The following is a 22,557-nucleotide window of genomic DNA, read 5'->3' on the forward strand; positions in this document are numbered from 1 at the left end:
GATTACCAATGTCCGGATTATGCGCCCGGCCGGCAGAACCGCGCCGTGATGGCGGACGCGGGAAGCAGGGGAGGTAGAATCCCGCCATGACACGACTCGTACTGATCGACGGCTCCAGCTATCTCTTCCGCGCCTTCCATGCGCTTCCGCCACTGACCAACGCCGCCGGCGAACCCACCGGCGCGCTGTTCGGCGTGGTCAACATGCTGCGTTCCACCTTGAAGGAGCAGCCCGATTACGTCGCCTTCGTGCTGGACGCCAGCGGGCCGACGTTCCGCGACGCGCTCTATCCGCTATACAAGGCTCAGCGTCCGCCAATGCCGGAGGAACTGCGGGCCCAGGTGGAACCCATGCGCCGGATCGTCGAGGCGTTGGGGTTCCCCTTGCTCTGCATCGACGGCGTGGAAGCCGACGACGTGATCGGCACCTTGGCCCTGCAAGGCGCGGCCGAAGGCATGGAAGTGACCATCTCCACCAGCGACAAGGACTTCGCCCAGCTGGTGCGTCCGGGCATCGCGCTGGTCAACACCATGAGCGGCAGCCGCCTGGATTCCGAAGCGACGGTGATCGATAAGTTTGGCGTACGCCCGGAACAGATCGTCGATCTGCTGGCGCTGATGGGCGACACGGTGGACAACGTGCCTGGTGTGGACAAGTGCGGCCCCAAGACGGCAGCCAAATGGCTGGGCGAATACGGCACGCTGGATGCGATCATCGCCAACGCCGATCAGGTCAAGGGCAAGATCGGCGAAAACCTGCGCGCGGCGCTGCCGCGCCTGCCGTTGAACCGCCAGCTAGTCACCATCAAGACCGACGTACCGCTGGAAGGCGGGCCCACAACTCTGGCCCTGCGCGAGCGCCACGTCGAAACGCTGCGCGAAATGTACGCGCGCTACGGATTCAACCAGGCGCTCAAGGAACTGGATGGCGGCGTTGTCGCACCGCTGCAGGAAAAAGAGCCGGGACGTGCGCGTGGTACCGGACGCGTTGCCTCGTCCACCGAGATCGAAGCCGTCGTGGATGCGGAACTATCCGCGCCCGGCGAATATGAAACTGTATTGACGCATGAGCAACTCGAAGCCTGGATCGAACGCCTGCGCCAAGCCGACGAATTCGCTTTCGATAGCGAAACCGACAGCCTGGATCCGATGCGGGCCAATCTGGTCGGGCTGAGTTTCGCAGTGGAGCCGGGCAAGGCGGCATACCTGCCGCTGGCGCATGAATATCCCGGCGCTCCAGCGCAGCTGGATCGCGCGTCCACATTGGCGCGGCTGGCGCCATTGTTCGCCGACGCGGGAAAGAAAAAGCTCGGCCAGCACGGCAAGTACGATCTCCAGGTGCTGCGCCGCCACGGCGTCGACGTTGCTGGCTACAGCGACGACACCATGCTGGAGAGCTTCGTGCTGAACTCCGGCAGCAACCGCCACGACATGGACAGCCTGGCCAAGCGCTTCCTGGGCTACGAGACCATCAAGTACGAAGCAGTGGCGGGGAAGGGCGCCAAACAGATCCTGTTCTCGCAAGTTGCTTTGGACGATGCCACTCGTTACGCCGCCGAGGATGCGGACATCACGCTACGGCTGCACCGTGTGCTCGCGCCGAAGCTGGTTACCGAGCCTGGATTGCAGCGTGTCTACCGTGAGATCGAAATGCCGCTGGTGCCGGTGCTGGCTTCGATCGAAGCCAACGGCGTCATGATCGACGGCGAAGAACTGCGGCGGCAAAGTGCGGACTTGTCCAAGCGCATGCTGGCGGCGCAGCAGAAAGCCACCGAACTGGCGGGGCGCAGCTTCAACCTGGACTCGCCCAAGCAGTTGCAGGCGTTGTTGTTCGATGAGTTGAAATTGCCTGCGGTGCTGAAAACACCAACCGGACAACCCAGCACCAATGAAGAAGCGCTGGAAGCCATCGCCGACCAGCACGAACTGCCGCGCGTCATTCTGGAATATCGCGGACTGGCGAAGCTGCGCAGCACCTACACCGACAAGCTGCCGGAAATGGTCAACCCGGTGACCGGTCGCGTGCATACCAGCTATCACCAGGCGGGTGCCGCCACCGGCCGGCTATCGTCCACCGATCCCAACCTGCAGAACATTCCCATCCGCACCGAGGACGGGCGGCGCATTCGCAAGGCATTCGTCGCTCCGCCAGGCCGCAAGCTGATCGCCTGCGACTACTCGCAGATCGAACTGCGCATCATGGCTCACTTGTCAGAAGACCCCGGCCTGGTGCGTGCGTTCGAATCCGGTGCCGACATCCATAAAGCCACCGCCGCGGAAGTGTTCGGCCGCAAGATGGAGGAAGTCACTTCCAATGAACGCCGTGCCGCCAAGGCGATCAATTTCGGCTTGATGTATGGCATGAGCGCATTCGGCCTGGCGCGTCAGCTGGGCATCGGCCGCGGCGAAGCCCAGGATTACATCGCCCTGTATTTCAGCCGTTATCCCGGCGTGCGCGATTTCATGGAGCGCACTCGCCAGCAGGCGCGCGAGTATGGCTACGTGGAGACGGTTTTCGGCCGACGTCTGTATCTGGAATACATCAACAAGGGCACGCAGGGCCAGCGTGCCGGTGCCGAGCGTGCCGCGATCAATGCGCCGATGCAGGGCACCGCGGCGGACATCATCAAACGCGCGATGATCACCGTGGATGCCTGGTTGGCGGACTATCGTCAGCGGGCTTTGATGATCCTGCAGGTGCACGATGAACTGGTGTTCGAAGCGGACGAGGATTTCGTGCCGACGCTGCTCAGCGAAGCGACCCGGCTGATGGCCGGTGCGGCGCAACTCTCCGTTCCGTTAATGGTCGATAGCGGGGTTGGGGACAACTGGGACGAGGCGCATTGAGGAGGCCCGAACCGCAAAGTCGTTGAAGAACAGTAATTTATGGAGATTGACCGTGATTTTCAGTCAGGTACATTAATGAACTTACGGGTTTAGTAAACTGAATCTCCAATAAATCTTACGGTTTACTAACGGAAATCTTCACGAACCATCCATGCCTGAAATGGTCATATAGGTCGCGACAGATGCAAGGTCTGTCGCTGGATCTCTCCCATCCCCTGGAGTGATCTCCCCGGAACGGCGACCCCTCCCCAGGTCACGTTCCCTGGCCCCGCTGATCCCCCCCTGGTCTGCGGGGCTTTTTATTGCCTGAAGATTAGTGATGGCGATGTCTAGCCATGCGGGTTCTTCATAATCAACCATCGATGAAGCCCTTGTAGGAGCGCCGCCCGGCGGTAGGAGCGGCGTCCCGCCGCGAGCTCTTCCCGTCAGATTGCGATAGAAAGCGAAGAGCTCGCGCCGAGACGGCGCTCCTACAACAGCGAACGGTGATTGATCCGGAACCCACCCGGCACGAAAAACCTCTAACGTGGCGTCGCATCCATCAAGAGACATGCCATGCACGCCGAATTCGACCAGATGTTCGAGCTATCGATGCCCTGGTGGGCATTCGTCCTGCGCGCCTGCGTGGTGTACTTCGTGTTGCTGACGATGATCCGGCTGTCGGGCAAACGCACGATGGGTCAGTTCACCGCGTTCGACATGCTGCTGGTGGTGCTGCTGGGCAACGCGGTCCAGAACGCGTTGCTGGGTAGCGACAACTCGTTGGCCGGCGGCTTGTTGCTGGCCGCCACGCTGATCGCGCTGAATGGACTGGTCGGGCTGGTATCGGCGCGTAGCGACAAGATCGAGGCATTGGTGGAAGGCACGCCGGTGCTGCTGGCGCGCGACGGCAAGGTCTACAAGGAGGTGCTGCGGCGCCAGCTGGTGAGCCGTGCCGACTTCGAGAAGGCGATGCGCGAAGCCGGTATCGAGGAGGTCGACGATATCCGCATGGCGGTGCTGGAGACCAACGGTCATATCACTGTCGTCAGTCGCGACTGACACGGAGCTACTGTGAGCCGTAATGGCCCAATGCAGCGCAGTGGCTTTTAACAGCCGAATGGCTGGTCAATCCGGGGAAAGGAGCATCAAAAACAAGGCCGTAACGCGCCCACGGACATCACGCCAGTTCGTTCAACCAGTCGCGCGGCTTCAGATAATCATTGAGGCGTTGCTCCGGGCTATCGGGCTCCGGCGTATAGCCATACTCCCACCGCACACGCGGCGGCAAGCTCATCAGGATCGATTCGGCGCGGCCACCGCTTTGCAAGCCGAACAAAGTGCCGCGGTCGTAGACCAGGTTGAATTCGACATAGCGGCCACGCCGGTACAACTGGAACTCGCGCTCACGTTCGCCATATGGCATGTCTTTGCGGCGATCAACCAAGGGCAGGTACGCGTCCAGGAACCCGTCGCCCACCGCGCGCATGTAAGCGAAGTCGGAACCGAAATCCTCCCCAAGATCGTCGAAGAACAATCCGCCGACACCACGCGTCTCGTTGCGATGCTTGATGAAGAAGTACTCGTCGCACCAGCGCTTGTGCGCGTCGTACCGCGCTTGGCCGCCGAACGGTTCGCACAGCGCGCGCGCGGTGCGGTGCCAGTGCAGCACGTCGTCATCCATCGCATAGAACGGGGTCAGGTCGAAGCCGCCGCCGAACCACCATGCCACCGTCTGCCCTTCGCGCTCGGCACGGAAATGGCGCACGTTGGCGTGGGTGGTCGGCAGATACGGGTTGCGCGGGTGGAATACCAGCGAGACACCGACCGCGCGCCAGGACGCACCTGCCAGCTCAGGTCGATGGGCGGAAGCCGAAGGCGGCAACTTGTTACCCGAGACATCGGAGAAGCCGATGCCGGCCTGCTCGAACACGTTACCGTCGCGCAGGATGCGGGTACGCCCACCGCCGCCCAAGGACGGGCCAGTGTCGCGGGAGGCAGGACGCCGGGAGCGACCGCCGCCCAAGGACGGGCCAGTGTCGCGGGAGGCAGGATCCGCCGGGCGACCACCGTCTTCCGATCGCGTCCAGATATCTTCCTTGAACCGGGCGTGGCCGTCGGCCATCTCGATCTGGGCACAGATGCGGTCCTGCAGACCGGTCAGGTAATCGCGTACGGCGTCGAATTCGTTCATGCCGCGCATTCTAACGGCGGTGGCGACCATCTCGCGCCGCGGCTCTCACGAAGCACTCAACCTTGCGCGTCACCGCCGGAACTCGGACCGGATGGCGCGCGTGCACAGTTGATAGACGATCCAACCATGCAGCGCGGCGAACACGACGGCGCTGCCGGACGTCATCGCCAGCGACGTGACGCGCAGTTGCGCCAGCTCGGCTTGCAGATACGCGGCATCTGCGGAGACCGGCAGCGATTGCAGCCAGTCGAACACGGCGGCCAGTAGCCATACACCCACGAAGTTCGCCGCCGCGCCTACCACCATGAAGACGATAAACAACAGTCGGCCCCATTCGTAACGCTTGAGCAAGCCTACCGATGCAGCCAGGAAAGCGCCTGACATCAACACGAATCCCCAGCCCATCGCTGGCAGGTAGGCTATCAGCCCGTTGGCAAACGGCGGCAGGCTTTCAGCCGGTATTTCCGCGAAGGCGCTTCTCACGGAGTCACTGTCGAGCAGGACGGTGACCACCACCATCTGCAACAGACCGTAGGCGGTGCCGACTATTCCCAGCACGATCGAAATCACGGCCATGACGGTTACGAACTGCGACCGTCGCGGCATCGCGGTGCTGATAGTGGCCACAGAGTTCTCCGGCGCTATTTCAGGTTGTTTTCGAATAGCTTCAGGATGCGCTTGTACTCGTCCAGCCAGGCATCAGCACGGACAAAGCTGTGGCGCTCCATCGGGTACGGCGCGATTTCCCAGTTGTCTTTACGTAGTTCGATCAGTTTCTGTGTCAGCACCACCGAATCGCGGAAGAACACGTTGTCGTCGATCATGCCGTGCGCGATCAGCAGGTGGTCTTGCAAGCCAGCCGCATATTCGATCGGCGAAGACTTGCGATAGGCCTCCGGGTCCAGTTCCGGCGTGTTGAGGATGTTGCTGGTGTATTCGTGGTTGTACTGGGTCCAGTCCACCACCGGCCGCAGCGCGGCACCGGCCTTGAACACACCGGGTTGGCGGAACAGCGCCATGAACGTCATGAAGCCGCCGTAGGAACCACCATAGATGCCGGCGCGGTCGCGGTCGCCCTGCTTGTTGGCGACCAGCCAATCCAGACCATCCAGATAATCTTCCAGTTCCGGGTGGCCCATCTGCCGATAGATCGCGGTGCGCCAGTCGCGGCCATAGCCTTCGCTCGCGCGGTAGTCCAGATCCAAAACGATGTAGCCGCGTTCCACCAGCAGGTTATGGAACATCTGCTCGCGGAAGTAAGCCGGATAACGGGCGTGGACGTTCTGCAGGTAGCCGGCACCATGCACGAACATCACCACAGGGTAGCGCTTGCCGGCTTCCAGCTGCTTGGGTCCGTAGTACTTGCCCCAGAGGGTGCCGGCGCCGTGCTTGGACGGCACTTGCACGATCTCAGGTTGAATCCAGGCGCGTGCCTTGAAGCCGGTTTTGCGGGTGTCGGTCAACGCCTTGGCCTGGCCGCCGGCGGCGTCCACCAGCGACAACTGCGCGGGTGTATAGCTGCGCGAATGCCGCACCAGCAAATGGCTGCCATCGGGTGATTGGGCGAAATCCTCCACGCCGTCCAGCGCGGTCACTTCGGTCACCTGTTCGCTGGCCATGTCCAGCTTGCAGACCTCGTAGTCGCCAGGCCATTTGCGGTTGCACAGGAAGAAAAAACCGCGGCTGTCGGCGGAAACCTGCGGCGCGGACACTTCCCACTTTCCTTTGGTTAGCTGGCGGGGCTTGTTGCCGTCGGCCGTGTACAGATGCGAATAGCCGGACTGTTCGGACAGGAACCATAAGGTCGTGTTATCCGGTAGCCAGCCAAACTCGTTGAAGCCCCAGTTGACCCAGGCCTTATCGGTTAGCCGGTGACGCGGCTGCAGCTTGGCGGCGGCCAGGTCGACGCTGGCGAGCCAACGGTCCTTGTTGTCCACCGAATGGATTTGCACGGCAACCTGGTTGCCATCGTCGCTCCAGACGATGGCGTTGCCATCGCTGTCGTTTTCGATATGCACATCGCGGTTGCCCTTGAACGGTTCCTTGCCCGCGGCTTTACGCAACGCGGCCAATGGATCCTTGTCGATACCCGGCAGCGCATCGAACTTCAGCTCCTTGATGCTGCCGTCGTTCAGATCGATTCGCCACAGCGTGTGCGCCAGCGGTGAGTTGCGGCCGACGCGTGTGCGGACTTCCTGGAATTCTTCGTAGCCGGATTCGGTGACGTACTTGGGCATCTTGCCGGCCTGGCCGGCATCGGCGCCCTTCTTGCGCATGACCACCAGCAGCCAGCGCGCGTTCGGCGAAAGTGCGCTGTCTTCGATGTGGACGTCATCGCCCAGGAAGATCGGAGCCGGCGAGCGGCTGGTGTCGGCTTTGCGCCAGGCTTCGCTTTGCTTCTGCGCGGCTTCGCGTTGGGCACGGTCCTGCGCCAGCGTCTGCAAGGTGCGCAGCTGTTGTTCGCGCAAGGCGTCCGGCTTGGGTTCGGAAGCCGGGTCCTTCTCGGCTTTCAACAAGGCGACCTGCGTTACGACGCCCCCCGGCGTGCTGCGATACCAGTCATTGCCGTTGCGCCAGATCGCACCGCCGTTGGTGGCGAAGCGCGCGCGCGTTTCGGCATCGTTGCTGCGCGTGAGCTGGCTCAACGCGCCATTGCGAAGGTCGCGGATGAAAACATCGCCGTTGCGGACGAACAGCATGCGCTGGCGCTGCGAGTCGTAGACCGGCGCGTTGGCGTCCAGTTCATTGCGCTGGGCATCTTCCACTTTGCGCCCAGCGCCGCCTTCGGTGGATTGCTCGTAGGTGTCGCGGATCAGGCTGCCGTCGCGTTTCAGTTCGTACTGCACGCGCTTGCCGTCCCACGCCCACCAAGCACGTTCGACCGGCGGGCCTATCCAATCGGGGTCGGCCATCACTTGCTCGATGGTCAATGCGGACGCGGGAGCGCTGGATGTGGAAGTGTCGGCCGTGCCTTGGGCATGCAGTTGGGGAGCCAAGACCAGCGATAGCAGGAGGGCGAACGGGGCAATGCGCATCCGGGTTTCCGTTAGTGCGATGTGAAACGCCAAGATTACCAGCCTGCCGCACCTGGCTCCGTATGAACGGCGTGGCTGTCGTGCGGGTTTCGCCGAACTGTCATTTACTACACAATCTGCCGATCCTCTTTTACTGCAGGGCGCGCACGCGCGGATGCAAGCCTACGTTTACAAAAGCCAGCGCAAGGCCGACACGTTCGTCTACCTTGCCCAGCGCGACGACTTCGCCTGCCTGCCAGAACCGTTGAGGACCCAGATGGGAGCGCTGTCCTTCGTGTTGGAGGTAGCGCTGACGCCGGATCGAAAGCTCGCCCGCGGGGACGCAGCAGTGGTCCGCCAGAATCTGGCAAGCCACGGTTTCCACATTCAGTTCCCGCCAACACCCGAAACCTTCGAACGCGCTGCGGGCAAACATTCCGATGCTTGAAACCCGCTTCTCCCTCCGGCGTATCTCGCTCCGGCACATCGCTGCAGCCGCGCTGGCGTTCGGCGTGCTGCTGGCGGCGTTGGGGGCGATCGGTGGCGTAGTCGCCGCGCTGGGCACTTGGCTGGCGCAGCCAGTGTTCGCGCTGGGTGTGTCGTGGTGGCGCGGGACGCGGGTGCTGGCACCGCAGCGCGGTTGGCGCAAGGACCTGCCGGCGCTGCTGCTGGCTTGGGCGGTGGCGTTTGCCGCCGCCGCGATCCTGCTGGCCTGGCCATTGGCTTCGCTTCGCGAAAGCGGCAGCCTGCCGGCCGCGCTGAGTGTCAGCGCGGTGATTGGCGCGGTACTGATTGGATTGTGGCGTACGTGGCCGCTGTGGCATGGCCTGGAGCGCGATGGCGGTTCGCTGATCCCGCATTGGCGGGGCTTGGCCGAGCGCGACTTCCACGCTTGGCGTGGTTTGGGCGTGGCGGCGCTGGTAGGTGCTGCCGTGGGCGGCGGCTTGCTGCTGGCCTGGCCGGACTTGCTACCGCAGAGCGCGCGTATCGCAACGGCGTTGGCCTACGCGCTGATATCGCCGGTTCTGCACTGGACCCTGCAGCGCGTGGATGGTGCCGGGACGTTGCCGGTGGTGGAAATGGCGGCCGATGGCGCAGCCGCCGTCATGTTCCCAACGCCTGAGCCAGACCAGCTTCAACTTCAACACCCGGTCGCCGACCTGGATGCTGCCCTGTTCGAAGCGGCCCGTGCCGGCAGAGTGCAGCGCGCGTTGGACCTGATCGAAGCCGGCGCCGATCCGCACGCGGTGCCGCCGGAAGGGTCGCGCGATCAGCGCAGCCTGAGCGTACTGGCGGCGGTGCTGCCTGATCTGCGCCTGCTGCGCGCCTTGATCGCGCAAGGTGTCGATCTCAATCACGCGCATGCGGGCATGACCCCGTTGCTGGCGGCCACGCGCGACAGCTGGCATGGCCGCCCTGATGCAGTCACCACCCTACTCGCCAACGGCGCCGATCCGCGCATTACGGACAACGAAGGCAACACGCCGCTTCATTTCGCTGCCCGCAGTTCCGATCCTGGCGTGGTGGCCTTGCTGCGCGATGCGGCGGCGGAAATCGATGCGTTGAATCACGACGGCCTATCGCCGCTGGGCATCGCCTGCGTGGCGGGCAACTGGCGTTTGGCGAAGTTCCTGCTGGAGCGCGGCGCGCGGCCTGATCCTCAGGGCGGCCAACCGGTGTTGCTGGCGGCAGCCGCCACGGAAGAAGACGACCCGGCCGGCGTGCAACTGCTGTTGAAGCACAAGGCCAAGATCGATGCGCGCGATGCGCAGCTGCGCAGTGCATTGCATGAAGCCGCATTCGCCGGCCACACCGACATCCTGGCGACGCTGGTCGCAGCAGGCGCCGATGTGCACAGCCGCGACAACGCTGGGCGTACTCCTTGGCTGGATGCGGCGCGTGGCGGGCGCATCGGAGCACTGGAAAAACTGGTGGAAGCCGGGTTGGACGTTGCCGCGGTAGACGCCAATCAGCGCAACGCGGTGATGCTGGCGTGCACCGCCGAGGCCGCCTCCCCTGCGTTGATTCGGCGTTTGTTGGAACTAGGCGTCACGCCCGGACACGCCGACGTCGAAGGCAAACGCGCCGTAGACCTGGCGGCGGCCGCGGGCCGCTGGGCGATCGTGTCCGTGCTGGATCCGAACTATCCGCTGCCTTCCGCGGTTTCGCTGGGCGACGAAGAACAAGCACCGCCAGACCGTGCGCCGCTGGCGCTGGTACGCGATGGGCTACATGCCAGCCAATACGACGGTCTCACCGAGCTGGCGAAACTATGTTCGCCGCAGGAACTTGGCAGCCTGCTGCACGATCCTGAGCTGGCTTTGTCGCCGACGCGCTTGGAATGGCTGCTGGCGCGGGGCGCTGATCCTGAGATCCGCGATCATTCCGGCGATGTGCTGGTGTTCTTCTTGTTGCCGGAAGGCGCCGATGCTTTGCCGGCCCTGCAGGTGCTGTTGCGCCGTGGGGTTTCGCCCGCCGGTGCCAGCGGACTGGCGCGTTTCCTGGCCGGATGCGCGCAGGACGAACAGGCGGCGCGTGGGTTGGAACAGTTCGCGCTGGAGTTGATCGAACGCGGCGCCGATCCGTTCGCACCATCCAAGCAGGGCGATCCGCCGCTGTCGTTGGCGGTGCGCCTGGGTTGGACCCGTTTGCTGGAGCGTCTGCTCGACATCGGCGTGGACAGCGAGGCGCGCGACAGTCACGGCATGACGGCATTGCACCTGGCCGCCGCGCTGGGCCGCGAAACCGCATTGAAGCGGCTGATCGCCAGGGGCGCTTCACCCGAGTCGCGCGCGGCGGACGGCCAGACGCCGTTGGGCGTTGCGTTGTCGACCGGCCGGCGCGACTTGGCGGATTGGTTGGATTGGCGCGGTTGGAACCTGCCAAAACGCGCCCTTCGCGCATCGGACCTGCCGGCCGCGGCGATGGTGGGCGACACCGAAGCCGTACGCCGTTTGCTGGACCTGGGCTTCACGGTGGACTCGCCGGATGCGCAAGGTTGTACCGCGCTGCTGCGTGCTGCCGGTGGCGGTCATCGCGCCACCGTGGAACTGCTTATCTCGCGTGGCGCCGATCCGCAACGCGCGGCCAACACCGGCGCTACGCCGCTGTCCGCCGCTGTCAGCATGCGCCAGGCGGATATCGTCAAAGCGCTGCTGGCCGCAGGCGCGCAGCTGGAACATCGCCTGCCGGGCGGCGTGACTGTGTTGATGCTGGCCGCCGCACTGGGCTTGCCGGAAATCGTCGCCAAATTGCTGACCGCCGGCGCCAATGTCCAAGCGGGCGACGCGCAAGGACTCACGCCATTGCATTGCGCGGCGCTGTACGGCTTCACCGCGCGGGATAAACCGCGCCTGGTGGCGCTGTTCGACACCTTACTGCTGTCTGGCGCCGAGCCCGAACAGATCGCCGCCGGCGCGGTCACGCCGTTGCTGTTGTTGCTGGGTGCGCGCGCCGAACCAGGAACGGCCTGCGACGAAGACGTCGTACTGTCCGGATTGGAACGCCTGCTCGACGAAGACGTGTCGTTGGACGTGCAGGATCCGCGTGGTTTCGGCCCGCTGCACCTGGCCGCATTGCATGGTCTGCTGCGCGTCGTGCAGCGGCTGATGCGCGCCGGCGCGGATCCGGAACTGCGCGACGCCTTGAACCGCACGCCGCGCGAGATCGCCATCATGCGCGGCTTCGTCGATGTCGCCAGTGAATTTTCACCCGCGCTACCGGGTGCATCGATGGCCCGCTTCCTGCGCGAGCGGAGTTGATTCGCGCGAACGCGGATTTCCGAATGGAATAGGACATGTAGAGCGGAGCTTGCTCCGCTGCTTTTGCTTCCAAGGCATTGCGAAGAGGAGCGGAGCAAGCTCCGCTCTACGTCATCGCTCGTTCAACACGCGCTAGCTCTCGCGCGCATCGACGCCACCCGCATCGGCTTCCAACAACTTCTCCAGATCGCCGATCGCATCCTTGGCGGTCTGGATGACGGCCACGTCATCGTCATAGACCAGATACTGCGCACGCAGCAGTTTCTCGTCGTGCTCGCGGAAGCGTTCGGTCTGCCGGGCGGCGGCGTCTGGCGGCACGCCCAGGGCAACCAGCACTTGCTCGCCCATTTCCAGACTGGAGGCGAAAGTTTCGCGGATGGGTTCGGCGCTGAGGTCCATCAGCCGCCACGCGTGCTGCCGGTTGCGGGCGCGGGCGAATACCTTGGCTTGCGGAAACATCCGGCGGATCAATCGGGTCGCCTTGATGTTGATGTCCGGGTCGTCAACGGCCACCACGAATGCCTTGACGTGCTGGGCGCCGGCCGCGCGCAACAGATCGGGCCGTGTCGGATCGCCGTAGTAGATGCGGGCGTTGCCGAACCGGCGCAGCGTGTCGACGGTCTCCGGACTGTTCTCCAGCGCGACAAAAGGCACCCGCTGTGCCGTCAGCATACGGCCGATGATCTGTCCGAAGCGGCCCATGCCGGCGATCAGTACTTGCGGCTGATCGTCGGGAAAGTCGTCGAACGCGCGCGACGGCGGCTTGCGTTTGGCGACACCCGCCAACATCTGGCTCATGCCGATCAGCAACAGCGGCGTCAGCGCCATCGACAAACTGACGATGGCGACCAGGCGGTCGCGCAGTTCGTCATCCATCAAGTTGGCCCGCACCGCTTCGCTGAACACCACGAAGGCGAATTCGCCACCCAGCCACAGCACGCCGCCCAGCATCAGCGCCCCGCGCATATCCAGCTTGCCGGGCCCCATGCCGATCAGGAACAGCATCAGGAATTTGATTGTCAGCAAGATCAGCACACCAGCGCTGATGAGTTGCGGCTCGGCCATCACCCGGTCCAGATCCACGTCCATGCCCACCGCGATGAAGAACAGGCCCAGCAGCAAACCTTTGAATGGTTCGATCTGCGATTCGAGTTCGTGGCGGAACTCGGAGTCGGACAGCAGCACGCCCGCCAGGAAGGCACCCAAGCCCGCGCTCAGTCCCGCCAACTGCATGAACCAGGCGATGCCCAACACCACCAGCAGCGCGCTGGCCGTGAACACTTCCGGCATGCGCGTGCGCGCCACTATCCGGAATAGATGACGCAGCAGCAGGCGGCCACCGAAAATGACGACGGCTACCGCGCCCACCGCCTGGAAGACGTCCGTCCAGGTAAGAGTCTCGTCCTTGGCGCCGCCCAGCAATGGAATCGCCGCCAGCAGGGGGATGGCGACCAGATCCTGGAACAGCAGGATGGCGAACCCTAAACGTCCGTGTTCGCTGGTCAGCTCCTTGCGTTCGGAGAGCAGTTGCAGGCTCACCGCCGTCGACGACAGCGCCAGGCCCAGGCCGATGATCAGCGCCGTTTTCCAGTGTTGGTCAGCCAACAGCGCCAACCCGCCCAGCGCCAGACCCGTCAGCAGCACCTGAAGACCGCCGGCACCAAACACCGGCTTGCGCATCACCCGCAGCCGCGATGGCGACAACTCCAGGCCGATCACGAACAGCATCATCACCACGCCGATTTCCGCCGCGTTGAGGATGCGGTCCGCATCCTGCACCACGCCCAGGCCGTACGGCCCCAGCACCACGCCAGTCACCAGGTACGCCAGAACGGCGCCCAGTCCAAAGCGCTTGAACACTGGCACGGCAGTCACCGCGGCCAGCAAAAACACCAATGTCAATTCCAGGGCACTACCGTGCATGCGTCACCTCTGCCTCACATTATGCGGGCTGATCGTTCACTAAGAAGGGTCCATGGGTGATCAGCGTTGTCTTGGTGGTCTGCCGTCCCGGCTGGAGGAACCACAGATTGAAACCGTTCGTGGGCAGTAGTAGCCTCGGCGAACTCACCATGTAGGGAAGCATGTCCGATGCGAGCGATTGCAATATTGCTGTTGCTGTTCCTTGTGTCGGCTGCGGCCCAGGCCCAGCAGGATGCCAAGCCGACGCTATCGATGACCGTGACCGGGCATATCGAAATTGCCCCAGACGGTAGCCTGCACACCTATCAGTTGGACAAGGACAAGGGGCTCCCGCCTGCCGTCCAGCAATTGGTGGAGCAGAACCTGCGCGGATGGACTTTTGAGCCGATCACCGTCGATGGACGCCCCGTGATCGCGAGGACTCGGCTGCGGCTAATGCTATCGGCCGAAGAGGTTACCGGCGGCTACCAACTGAAAGTGGAGAACGTGTGGTTTGGCGAACCCACTCGCTCGTCGAAGATGCGGCCGCCCCAATACCCGATGCAGGCGGCTTACGCAGGACTCGGCGCCAGAGTGATCCTGGTGCTCAAGCTGGACGCGAGCGGCAAGGTGATCGATGTCCATTCCGAGCAAACAAGCCTGGGCGCCATCACCAAGAATGAGAAACAAGCTGAAGAATGGCGCGCGGTATTCGAAAAGGTCAGCGTGGCAGCGGCTCGGCGTTGGAAGTTCGACGTGACCGAGATCATCGAAGGAGCGCCTGTAGAGACGAGTAGCGTGCGAGTGCCTGTGGACTTTGAAATGATGGGAAGCACCTCCAAGAACCGGTGGCGCGGTTATGTCCCTGGACCTCGGCGACCTGCGCCCTGGGTGGCGGATGAGGTGGCGGCCACTCATGCGATCGACAATTTGGGTGCGAACGATACGCAGCCGCTGGACTCGCGATTCAAGTTGAAGACGCAGGTTGTCGGCGTACTGCTCTGACGCAGTGGTTGATTCGGATGGGAATAGAAGCAGAGCAACCCGGTGTGTTATCCCGCTGGTGCGGCTTCGCGGGGCATCATGGGCGCTTGGTACGTGGGGATCGAAACCGAGGGAAGTGTCAGCCGACTGGAGATTGATCAGCGCGACAAGCGGCCCGCCGCCATCGTGAGACTGGTGGAAGGTTCAGAGCCCTCCTAGAAGCTGGCGAAATCCGCTGCGGTCGGGTGAGCTTCAGAAGCGGAACAGCGAGGAAGCTTTCGTTTCTCATTTCGCTAGAAACACAACTTGCGCGGCTCGGGATATTTCGGCGAGAACGGCAATAAAAAGCCCCGCATTGCAGGGCTCTTTTTTTTAGCCAACTGCTCGGCGGAGCAAGGCTTCCTACGATCCTCGTCGCGCGCGCTGCTCGCCCAGGGCAGAGAGCAGCATGTCCTGATCCGGCCGCGATTGCCGTTAGTGTGATGAGAACCCGGGGGGTATCCTTGACCAGCTTTCATTCCAGCCAGTCGCTTGTGCGGCTCGGCATTGTTGGATGCGGCGCGATCACGCGCGAGGCGCATCTTCCGGTGATCATCGGAGACCGCAGGGTCGAGGTGACCGTGCTCTGCGATCGCGATCGCGCCAACGCCACGCACGCCGCGCGCGCGAGTGGCATTGAGGCGGCGATCATCACCGACCTCGCCGAGCTCGCCGGGAAGGTCGACGCCGCCATCGTGGCCGTTCCACCGCGCTTCCACGCGCCCGTCGCGATCCAGCTCATGGAGATGGGGATCGATGTCCTGTGCGAGAAGCCGCTGGCGATTACGGTCGCCGACGGTCGCAAGATGGTGGAAGTCGCTCGCCAGACCGAGCGGGTGCTCGCCGTGGCGCTGATGATGCGGTTCTTTCCGCACAACCGGTGGCTCGCGGACCTGGTGGAGGAAGGAGAGATCGGCGAGGTTCGCGAGGTGATCGTCGAGGACGGCGCGCCGCTCGACTGGCCAATGGCGAGCAACAGCTACTTCGACCGCAAGGCGACCGGCGGCGGCGTCCTCTTCGACAGCGGCGTGCACCTGCTCGACAGGGTGCTCTGGCTGTTCGGCGATCTCACCGAGATCGCCTACGAGGACGACGCATTCGGCGGCTTCGAGAGCAATGCGAAGTTGACCGGCATGCTGCGCATCGGTGGGCGACCGGTGCCGGCACGCCTGGAGTTCAGCTGGTCGCACCGGCTGCGCCGCAGCATCCGGGTGGTCGGTGAGCGCGGCACGCTGGAAGCATCGACCTCGGATCCGCGGACCCTCACCCTTCACCGCACCACGCGCCGCGGGCCCATGGAGATGCAGATCCCGTGCGCCAAACAGTGGGATGGGCGCAGCCACTACCGGGCGCAGCTCGACGATTTCATCGGCGCGGTCCGCGAGCGGCGCGCGCCGTTCGTGACGGCGGAGTCGGCCCTGCACGCGCTTGCGGTCATCGAAACGGCGTATGCGAGCCGCACGCCGATGGCGCAGCCCTGGCTGGCACGAATGGAGCGCTCGGCTTGAAACCCACCAAGATCCTCATTACCGGCGCCACCGGATTCATCGGCTCGCGCCTCTGCGAGCTCCTGTCGCTCGAACACCGGCTCCCGTACCGCGCGCTGGTCCGCGATTTCTCGCGCGCGGCGCGGATCGCCCGGCTGGATCCCGAACTGGTTGCCGGCGACATGCTCGACGCCGGCAGTCTGGCGCGCGCGGTGGAAGGGTGCGACGCCGTCGTCAACCTGGCCCACGGCGACGACCAGAGCGCGGAAAAACAGACCAAGCTCCTGGTCGACGCCTGCGTGCGTGCGCGTGTCCGCCGCTTTGTCCACGTGAGTTCGATGGCGGTGCACGGGCCGTCGCCCAAGCCGCCGGTGCTCACCGAAAGCACCGCGTCGATCCAGCGATGGGGTGAGGGCTACTCCGACGCCAAGTCCGCCGCCGAGGCCGTGGTTACCGCGGCGGGAAAGCGAGGCGCGCTCGCGACCGTCATCCTCCGCCCGACCATCGTCTACGGTCCCTACAGCTTCTTCGTCACCCCGATAGTCCAAGACGCGCGGGCAGGGAAGATCAGCATGATTGATGGCGGCCGGGGCGTCTGCAACGCGGTGTATGTCGACGATGTCTGCGAGTCGATCATGGCGGCGCTCGACCGCGACGACGCTGTCGGCGAGGCGTTCTTGATCAACGGCGATGGCCGCATCACGTGGCGGGATTTCATCACCACGTTCGCCGGCATGGTCGAGGGCGCGAAAACCATCCACGACCACTCGCTCGACGAGATCGCCGCCTATTGGCAGGCGAAGCGCCCGCGCGTTCGCGATAGCGTCACCGCGGCGATGCGGCTCGCCGCCTCTCCAGCGTTCCATGCACAGCTCGGCACCATCCCGCCCGTCGGCAAGCTGATCCGCGGCACCAAGGAGCTGGTCGCCCGTCGAATCAGCTCCGAGCAGAAAATGACGATCAAGTCTCGGCTGCAGAGTCGTAGCGCCACTGCGCACGCCGACGAGGCCCCGGCGGTGCGGATGCCCAGCGAAGGCCGGGTCGTGCGCGAGGCGTATCGATCGTGGGTGTCGAACGATCTGGCGAAGGCCAGGCTCGGCTGGGTGCCGGCCCATTCGTTCGAACTCGGCGCCCAGCGCACGGGCGAGTGGATGCGTTTCGCGCGCATCGTTTGATCGGAAGGTTGTCACGCTTGGCTCCAATGCCGAACCAAGCCGGCCCTGGGCTGGTTCTTGATCGACCCGATCCGCAATAAAAAACGCCCCGCATTGCGGGGCGTTTTTGTTCTTCACCAAGTGCGCCGTCGAGCGAAAACTTACCGCTTCATCGAAGCGAAGAACTCATCATTCGACTTGGTGTTCTTCATCTTGTCCAGCAGGAATTCCATCGCGGCGATCTCGTCCATGGGATGCAGCAGCTTGCGCAGGATCCAGATCTTCTGCAGCAGTTCCGGTTCGATCAGCAGGTCTTCGCGGCGGGTGCCGGAGCGGTTGATGTCGATGGCCGGATAGACGCGCTTCTCGGCGATACGACGGTTCAAATGCACTTCGCTGTTACCGGTCCCCTTGAATTCTTCGTAGATCACCTCGTCCATCTTGCTGCCCGTCTCTACCAGAGCCGTGGCAATAATCGTCAGCGAGCCGCCTTCTTCCACGTTGCGTGCCGCGCCGAAGAAACGCTTCGGGCGGTGCAGTGCGTTGGCGTCGACGCCGCCGCTGAGTACCTTGCCGGAGCTGGGCACCACGTTGTTGTAGGCGCGGGCCAGACGGGTGATCGAGTCCAGCAGGATCACCACGTCCTTCTTGTGCTCGACCAGGCGCTTGGCGCGCTCGATCACCATTTCGGCGACCTGCACATGGCGCGCGGCCGGCTCGTCGAAGGTGGAGCTGATCACTTCGCCGCGCACCGTGCGCTGCATTTCGGTCACTTCTTCCGGACGCTCGTCGATCAGCAGCACGATCATGTGCACGTCGGGATGATTGGTGGTGATCGCGGTGGCGATCTGCTGCATCAGGATGGTCTTACCGGCCTTCGGCGGCGACACGATCAACGCGCGCTGGCCTTTGCCCTGCGGCGCCATCAGGTCCATGATCCGGCCGGAGATGTCTTCACTCGAACCGTTGCCACGCTCCAGCGTGAAGCGGCGCCGCGGGAACAGCGGGGTCAGGTTCTCGAACAGCACCTTGTTCTTGCTGGCTTCCAGCGGCTCGCCGTTGATGGTGTCGACGATCGACAGCGCGAAATAGCGCTCGCCATCTTTCGGGAAGCGGATGCGACCGGAAAGATGATCGCCAGTGCGCAGGTTGAAGCGGCGGATCTGGCTGGGCGAGATGTACACGTCGTCCGGGCCGGCCAGGTAGCTGGCCTCGGCGGCACGCAGGAAGCCAAAACCGTCGGGCAGGATTTCCAGCACGCCGTCGGCGGCGACGCCTTCGCCATGACGGGTCAGCACTTTCAGCAACGCGAAGATCACGTCCTGCTTGCGCGCGCGGGCGACACCGTCCTGGATGCTGAGCTGTTCAGCGATGTCCAGCAGCTTCTGCGCCGGCATCCGCTTCAGGTCGCTCAGCGAATACTGCGGAAAACCTTCCGGCACGTTGGCGGCCGGGGGACGAGGCACATAAACCTCATTGCCGTTGCCGCCCTCGTTGGGCATGCCTTCGTTGCCGAAGCGCTCGCGGTTGCGCTCGCGACGGTTGCGGAAGCGATCGCGGCGGTTCTGATTCTGGTTCTGATTGCCGCCGTAGCGGTTGTCGCCGCGCGACTGATCGCCGTCTTGAGCGGCGCCATTTTGGCCGCCATCGGTGGCCGGTGCGGGAGCAGAAGAGGGGCTCAGCTCCTGCTTGGGCGCAACGGCGGATTCGCGCGGGACATATTCGCGCGGAGCGGGAGGCAGGGTACTTTCTGCGGCGGGCACCTTTTCCGCAGCCGGCGCTGGCCTCGGCGGCGCGGCTACGGCAGGTGCGGGTGCGGCTTCAGGCGATGCTGCTGGCGGCGCTTTGGAGGCTGCCGTGGATTCGGTAGTGGCGGGAGGAGTGGCTTTCGGAGCGCGCGGCTTACGCACACGCTTCTCGGCGACTGCGCCGGTTTCATTGCTGCTGTCAGACAAGTGCGATTCCTCGCTAAGTGGCGAGCGCCGGCGGAAGTGCGGGCGTTTTTGGGTGGAGAGAGTGGTTTCTCAGAAGGGGTGCGGCGCTGGATACCACGCCGGATATGCGGACACTAACACCGTGCCGCAACAACGGCAAGCGTTGCGCGGCAGCGGGTTCAAGCAGATTCAGCCGGCAAGCCGACCGGAAAAGAACGGATGATCAGGCGGTGTGGGCGGAGCCGATGGCCTTGTCGATCATCTGGGTCAGCTGGCCCTTGCCGACGGCGCCGACCTGGGTGGCCTGCACCTGGCCATCCTTGAACATCAGCAGCAGCGGGATGTTGCGAACGTGGTACTTGATGGCGGTGGCGCGGTTCTCGTCCACATTGAGCTTGACCACCTTGAGGCGTCCGTCATAGGTCTGGGCGAGTTCGTCCAGAACCGGAGAGATCATCTTGCACGGGCCGCACCATTCGGCCCAGAAATCAACCAGGACGGGTTCTTCGGACTGCAGCACGGTGGCGTCGAAATCGGCATCGCCAACGTGGGTTACTTTATCGCTCACTGAGGTCTCCTGCAGGTCCGCGGATGAGCGCGGACGGGTTTGGGCCGGGGCGGCCGGCTCTATTGCGGTAAACTGGGGCGTTCCGCGGCCAGATTCAAGTGTGTTCCCAGGCGGTCGCGCAACCCAGCATAGGGGGCGCAGTGTGCGACGCCGCCGACGGCGATGCAAGCCACGATTCCCCAACTATCCAGCCCGCGCATAGAACACAGCGGCACAAAGAAGAAGGCATGAGCGACAAACCTTTAACCGACGTAACATTCTCTTCATTCGACCTGCACCCGGCGCTATTGGCTGGCTTGGAGTCCGCGGGATTTTCACGCTGCACTCCCATTCAGGCGCTGACGCTGCCGGTGGCGCTGCCTGGTGGCGATGTTGCCGGGCAGGCACAGACCGGCACCGGCAAAACGCTGGCGTTTCTTGTAGCGGTGATCAATCGGCTGCTGACGCGCCCGGCGCTGGCCGACCGCAAACCGGAAGATCCACGCGCGCTGATTCTGGCGCCTACGCGTGAACTCGCCATCCAGATCCATAAGGACGCGGTGAAGTTCGGCTCCGACCTGGGCCTGCGTTTCGCGCTGATCTACGGCGGTGTGGATTACGACAAGCAGCGCGAAATCCTGCAGCAGGGCGTCGATGTCATCATCGCCACGCCGGGCCGCCTGATCGACTACGTGAAGCAGCACAAGGTGGTATCGCTGCACGCGTGCGAAGTCTGCGTGCTGGACGAAGCCGACCGCATGTTCGATCTGGGCTTCATCAAGGACATCCGCTTCCTGCTGCGCCGCATGCCTGAGCGCACCACTCGGCAGACGCTGCTGTTCTCCGCCACCTTGAGCCACCGCGTGCTGGAGCTGGCATACGAGCACATGAACGAGCCGGAGAAGCTCGTCGTGGAAACAGAATTCATCACCGCGGCCAAAGTGCGGCAGAAAATGTACTTCCCCGCCAACGAAGAAAAGATCCCGCTGCTGCTGGGCCTGCTGTCGCGCAGCGAAGGCGCGCGCACGATGGTCTTCGTCAACACCAAGGCATGGGTGGAGCGGGTCGCGCGCGCGCTGGAAAAGGGCGGCTACCGCGTCGGCGTGCTGTCCGGCGACGTTCCGCAGAAGAAGCGCGAGAGCCTGCTCAACCGTTTCCAGAAAGGTCAGCTGGAATTGCTGGTGGCCACCGATGTTGCCGCGCGCGGTTTGCATATCGATGGCGTTTCGCACGTCTACAACTTCGACCTGCCGTTCGACGCCGAGGATTATGTGCACCGCATCGGTCGCACCGCGCGGTTGGGTGCCGAGGGCGATGCGATCAGTTTCGCCTGCGAAATCTACGCGCAGAGCCTGCCCGACATCGAAGCCTATATCGAGCAGAAGATTCCGGTGGAGCCGGTCACCGCCGAAATACTGACGCCGTTGCCACGCCCCGAGCGCGCCCCGGCCGCGGAAGGTGCCGAAAGTGAAGACGACGAGAGCATCGGCGAGATCTTCCGCGAGGCGCGCGAACAGAAGGCCGCCGACGACCAGCGCCGCGGTGGTCCGCGCAAGAGCGGTCCGGGTGGTGCTAGCGGCGGCCGCAGCGAGGGCTCACGCTCACGCGATGGCAAGCCGCGTCCGCCACGTGGCCCGCGCCGGGAAAGCACGCCAGCCACCGGCCAGCCTGTCGCCGCAGCCACGCAGGCTGCCGTCGCCAAGCCGGCCAGCAAGCCGGATGCCGATCAGCCCGAAGGCGACCGTACACCGCGCAAGCGCCGCCGCCGCCGTCATGGGCGTCCGCTGGAAGGTGCCGAGGTGGCAACAACGAACGAACAAAAGCCGACCCAGTACAAGCCGGCGGCGAAAGCCGCACAGCCGCCCGCGGAAGGTTCGTCTTTCCTTACCCGTCTTGGCCGCAAGCTGAAGTCGCTGGTCTCGGGCGGATAAGTTGTACCCATCCATTCCGGGGTAGGTCCGCCTGTCTCCGGAACGTGAAGGAACACGGCATAATCCCGGGCTATGAGCGTCCTGCGATTCGAAAACGTCAGCAAGCAGTATCCCGGCGGTCACGAGGCGTTGACCGACATCAGCTTCGAAGTGGCCGAGGGCGAGATGTTGTTCGTCACCGGTCACTCCGGCGCGGGTAAAAGCACGCTGCTCAAACTCATCCATTTGAGTGAACGCCCCAGCCGCGGCGCCGTGGTGTTCGACGGCAGGAATCTGTTGAAGGTGCGGGGTGGACGCATCGCCCTGCATCGCCGGCATGTGGGCGCGGTCTACCAGGATCATCGCCTGCTGACCGACCGCACGGTGATGGAAAACGTCTCGTTGCCATTGATCCTGCGCGGCGATCGCCGCCACGGCATGAGCTCGCGGGTGCGCGAAGTGCTGGCGCGGCTGGGCCTGGGCCACCGCGAACGCGCATTGCCCACGCAACTATCCGCCGGCGAACAGCAGCGGGTCGGCATTGCCCGCGCCATCGTCGCCGAACCCAAGCTGCTGGTGGCCGACGAGCCCACCGGCAACCTGGACCCCACCTTGTCGGCGGAGATCATGTCGCTGTTCGCCTCCATGCCCGAGCGTGGCACCAGCGTGCTGGTGGTCAGTCACGACCTGCCGCTGCTCAAGCGCATGAAGAAGCGTGTGCTGATCCTGGACCACGGCAGGTTGGTCGACGATATTTCGCCGGCAGATCTTGCCGAATGAGCGCGCGCGGAATGAACGACAACGGC

The 22,557-nt window shown here is 64.0% G+C and carries 15 protein-coding genes; 9 read left to right on the forward strand and 6 right to left on the reverse strand.

The window, feature by feature from the left end; genetic code table 11:
* The first annotated feature begins 86 nt into the window (after positions 1-86).
* Together polA and AB6O04_RS06960 are read left to right on the forward strand one after the other, a co-directional pair.
* Positions 87-2,846 carry a DNA polymerase I gene (polA, locus tag AB6O04_RS06955; protein WP_368563101.1) on the forward strand — a complete coding sequence of 920 codons (2,760 nt, stop codon included), beginning with the start codon at positions 87-89 and terminating at the stop codon, positions 2,844-2,846.
* Positions 2,847-3,401: 555 nt separating this feature from the next.
* Positions 3,402-3,887: a DUF421 domain-containing protein gene (locus AB6O04_RS06960; protein WP_368563102.1), complete on the forward strand. Its 486-nt coding sequence runs from the start codon at positions 3,402-3,404 to the stop codon at positions 3,885-3,887.
* 118 nt (positions 3,888-4,005) lie between these two features.
* Here the strand turns inward: AB6O04_RS06960 and hemF are convergent, their stop codons facing one another.
* From hemF to AB6O04_RS06975, 3 genes are all read right to left on the reverse strand, one after another.
* Entirely contained in the window at positions 4,006-5,019 is a 1,014-nt protein-coding gene (hemF, locus tag AB6O04_RS06965) for an oxygen-dependent coproporphyrinogen oxidase (protein ID WP_368563103.1), read from the reverse strand.
* 69 nt (positions 5,020-5,088) lie between these two features.
* Complete coding sequence (locus AB6O04_RS06970; RefSeq protein WP_368563104.1) at positions 5,089-5,646, reverse strand: hypothetical protein; 558 nt, start codon at positions 5,644-5,646, stop codon at positions 5,089-5,091.
* 14 nt (positions 5,647-5,660) lie between these two features.
* Positions 5,661-8,054 (reverse strand): prolyl oligopeptidase family serine peptidase, encoded by a 2,394-nt coding sequence (locus tag AB6O04_RS06975; protein WP_368563105.1) that lies wholly within the window; start codon positions 8,052-8,054, stop codon positions 5,661-5,663.
* 154 nt (positions 8,055-8,208) lie between these two features.
* Here AB6O04_RS06975 and AB6O04_RS06980 point away from each other — a divergent pair, with 154 nt between their 5' ends.
* Positions 8,209-8,481, forward strand: coding sequence for a YcgL domain-containing protein (locus AB6O04_RS06980; RefSeq protein WP_368563106.1), 273 nt, complete (start codon positions 8,209-8,211; stop codon positions 8,479-8,481).
* Positions 8,474-11,794: an ankyrin repeat domain-containing protein gene (locus AB6O04_RS06985; RefSeq protein ID WP_368563107.1), complete on the forward strand. Its 3,321-nt coding sequence runs from the start codon at positions 8,474-8,476 to the stop codon at positions 11,792-11,794. Before AB6O04_RS06980 ends, AB6O04_RS06985 begins: the two co-directional genes overlap by 8 nt.
* Positions 11,795-11,926: 132 nt before the next feature.
* Here AB6O04_RS06985 and AB6O04_RS06990 read toward each other — a convergent pair whose 3' ends face one another.
* Positions 11,927-13,717, reverse strand: a complete 1,791-nt coding sequence (locus AB6O04_RS06990; protein WP_368563108.1) for a monovalent cation:proton antiporter-2 (CPA2) family protein — start codon at positions 13,715-13,717, stop codon at positions 11,927-11,929.
* A gap of 168 nt (positions 13,718-13,885) precedes the next feature.
* Between AB6O04_RS06990 and AB6O04_RS06995 the strand changes: the two genes are divergently transcribed.
* The 3 genes from AB6O04_RS06995 (at position 13,886) to AB6O04_RS07005 (ending at position 17,381) form a co-directional block, all read left to right on the forward strand.
* Complete coding sequence (locus tag AB6O04_RS06995; protein WP_368563109.1) at positions 13,886-14,701, forward strand: hypothetical protein; 816 nt, start codon at positions 13,886-13,888, stop codon at positions 14,699-14,701.
* A gap of 482 nt (positions 14,702-15,183) precedes the next feature.
* Entirely contained in the window at positions 15,184-16,227 is a 1,044-nt protein-coding gene (locus tag AB6O04_RS07000; protein ID WP_368563110.1) for a Gfo/Idh/MocA family protein, read from the forward strand.
* The gene (locus tag AB6O04_RS07005; protein WP_368563111.1) at positions 16,224-17,381 is read left to right on the forward strand and encodes an NAD-dependent epimerase/dehydratase family protein; all 1,158 of its coding nucleotides are present in this window, start codon (positions 16,224-16,226) and stop codon (positions 17,379-17,381) included. The genes AB6O04_RS07000 and AB6O04_RS07005 overlap by 4 nt, the downstream gene beginning before the upstream one ends.
* A gap of 140 nt (positions 17,382-17,521) precedes the next feature.
* On the opposite strand, the gene rho is transcribed toward AB6O04_RS07005, so the two are convergent.
* Both rho and trxA read right to left on the reverse strand, forming a co-directional pair.
* Positions 17,522-19,315, reverse strand: coding sequence for a transcription termination factor Rho (gene rho / locus AB6O04_RS07010; protein ID WP_368563112.1), 1,794 nt, complete (start codon positions 19,313-19,315; stop codon positions 17,522-17,524).
* 202 nt (positions 19,316-19,517) lie between these two features.
* Positions 19,518-19,862 (reverse strand): thioredoxin TrxA, encoded by a 345-nt coding sequence (gene trxA, locus AB6O04_RS07015; protein ID WP_368563113.1) that lies wholly within the window; start codon positions 19,860-19,862, stop codon positions 19,518-19,520.
* A 227-nt stretch (positions 19,863-20,089) separates the two neighbouring features.
* Between trxA and rhlB the strand changes: the two genes are divergently transcribed.
* Positions 20,090-21,772: an ATP-dependent RNA helicase RhlB gene (gene rhlB, locus AB6O04_RS07020; RefSeq protein WP_368563114.1), complete on the forward strand. Its 1,683-nt coding sequence runs from the start codon at positions 20,090-20,092 to the stop codon at positions 21,770-21,772.
* Between the two features lie 72 nt (positions 21,773-21,844).
* Positions 21,845-22,531: a cell division ATP-binding protein FtsE gene (gene ftsE, locus AB6O04_RS07025; RefSeq protein ID WP_337343897.1), complete on the forward strand. Its 687-nt coding sequence runs from the start codon at positions 21,845-21,847 to the stop codon at positions 22,529-22,531.
* Positions 22,532-22,557: the final 26 nt, after the last annotated feature.

The sequence above is a fragment of the Pseudoxanthomonas sp. UTMC 1351 genome (assembly GCF_040948865.1).
Lineage (GTDB): Bacteria > Pseudomonadota > Gammaproteobacteria > Xanthomonadales > Xanthomonadaceae > Pseudoxanthomonas_A.

What these genes read in the sequence shown, in the direction of transcription:
- polA (WP_368563101.1), top strand. Translation starts at nt 87, where the DNA reads ATGACACGACTCGTACTGATCGACGGCTCCAGCTATCTCTTCCGCGCC.
- AB6O04_RS06960 (WP_368563102.1), top strand. Translation starts at nt 3,402, where the DNA reads ATGCACGCCGAATTCGACCAGATGTTCGAGCTATCGATGCCCTGGTGG.
- hemF (WP_368563103.1), bottom strand. Translation starts at nt 5,019, where the DNA reads ATGAACGAATTCGACGCCGTACGCGATTACCTGACCGGTCTGCAGGAC.
- AB6O04_RS06975 (WP_368563105.1), bottom strand. Translation starts at nt 8,054, where the DNA reads ATGCGCATTGCCCCGTTCGCCCTCCTGCTATCGCTGGTCTTGGCTCCC.
- AB6O04_RS06980 (WP_368563106.1), top strand. Translation starts at nt 8,209, where the DNA reads ATGCAAGCCTACGTTTACAAAAGCCAGCGCAAGGCCGACACGTTCGTC.
- AB6O04_RS06985 (WP_368563107.1), top strand. Translation starts at nt 8,474, where the DNA reads ATGCTTGAAACCCGCTTCTCCCTCCGGCGTATCTCGCTCCGGCACATC.
- AB6O04_RS06990 (WP_368563108.1), bottom strand. Translation starts at nt 13,717, where the DNA reads ATGCACGGTAGTGCCCTGGAATTGACATTGGTGTTTTTGCTGGCCGCG.
- AB6O04_RS06995 (WP_368563109.1), top strand. Translation starts at nt 13,886, where the DNA reads ATGCGAGCGATTGCAATATTGCTGTTGCTGTTCCTTGTGTCGGCTGCG.
- rhlB (WP_368563114.1), top strand. Translation starts at nt 20,090, where the DNA reads ATGAGCGACAAACCTTTAACCGACGTAACATTCTCTTCATTCGACCTG.
- ftsE (WP_337343897.1), top strand. Translation starts at nt 21,845, where the DNA reads ATGAGCGTCCTGCGATTCGAAAACGTCAGCAAGCAGTATCCCGGCGGT.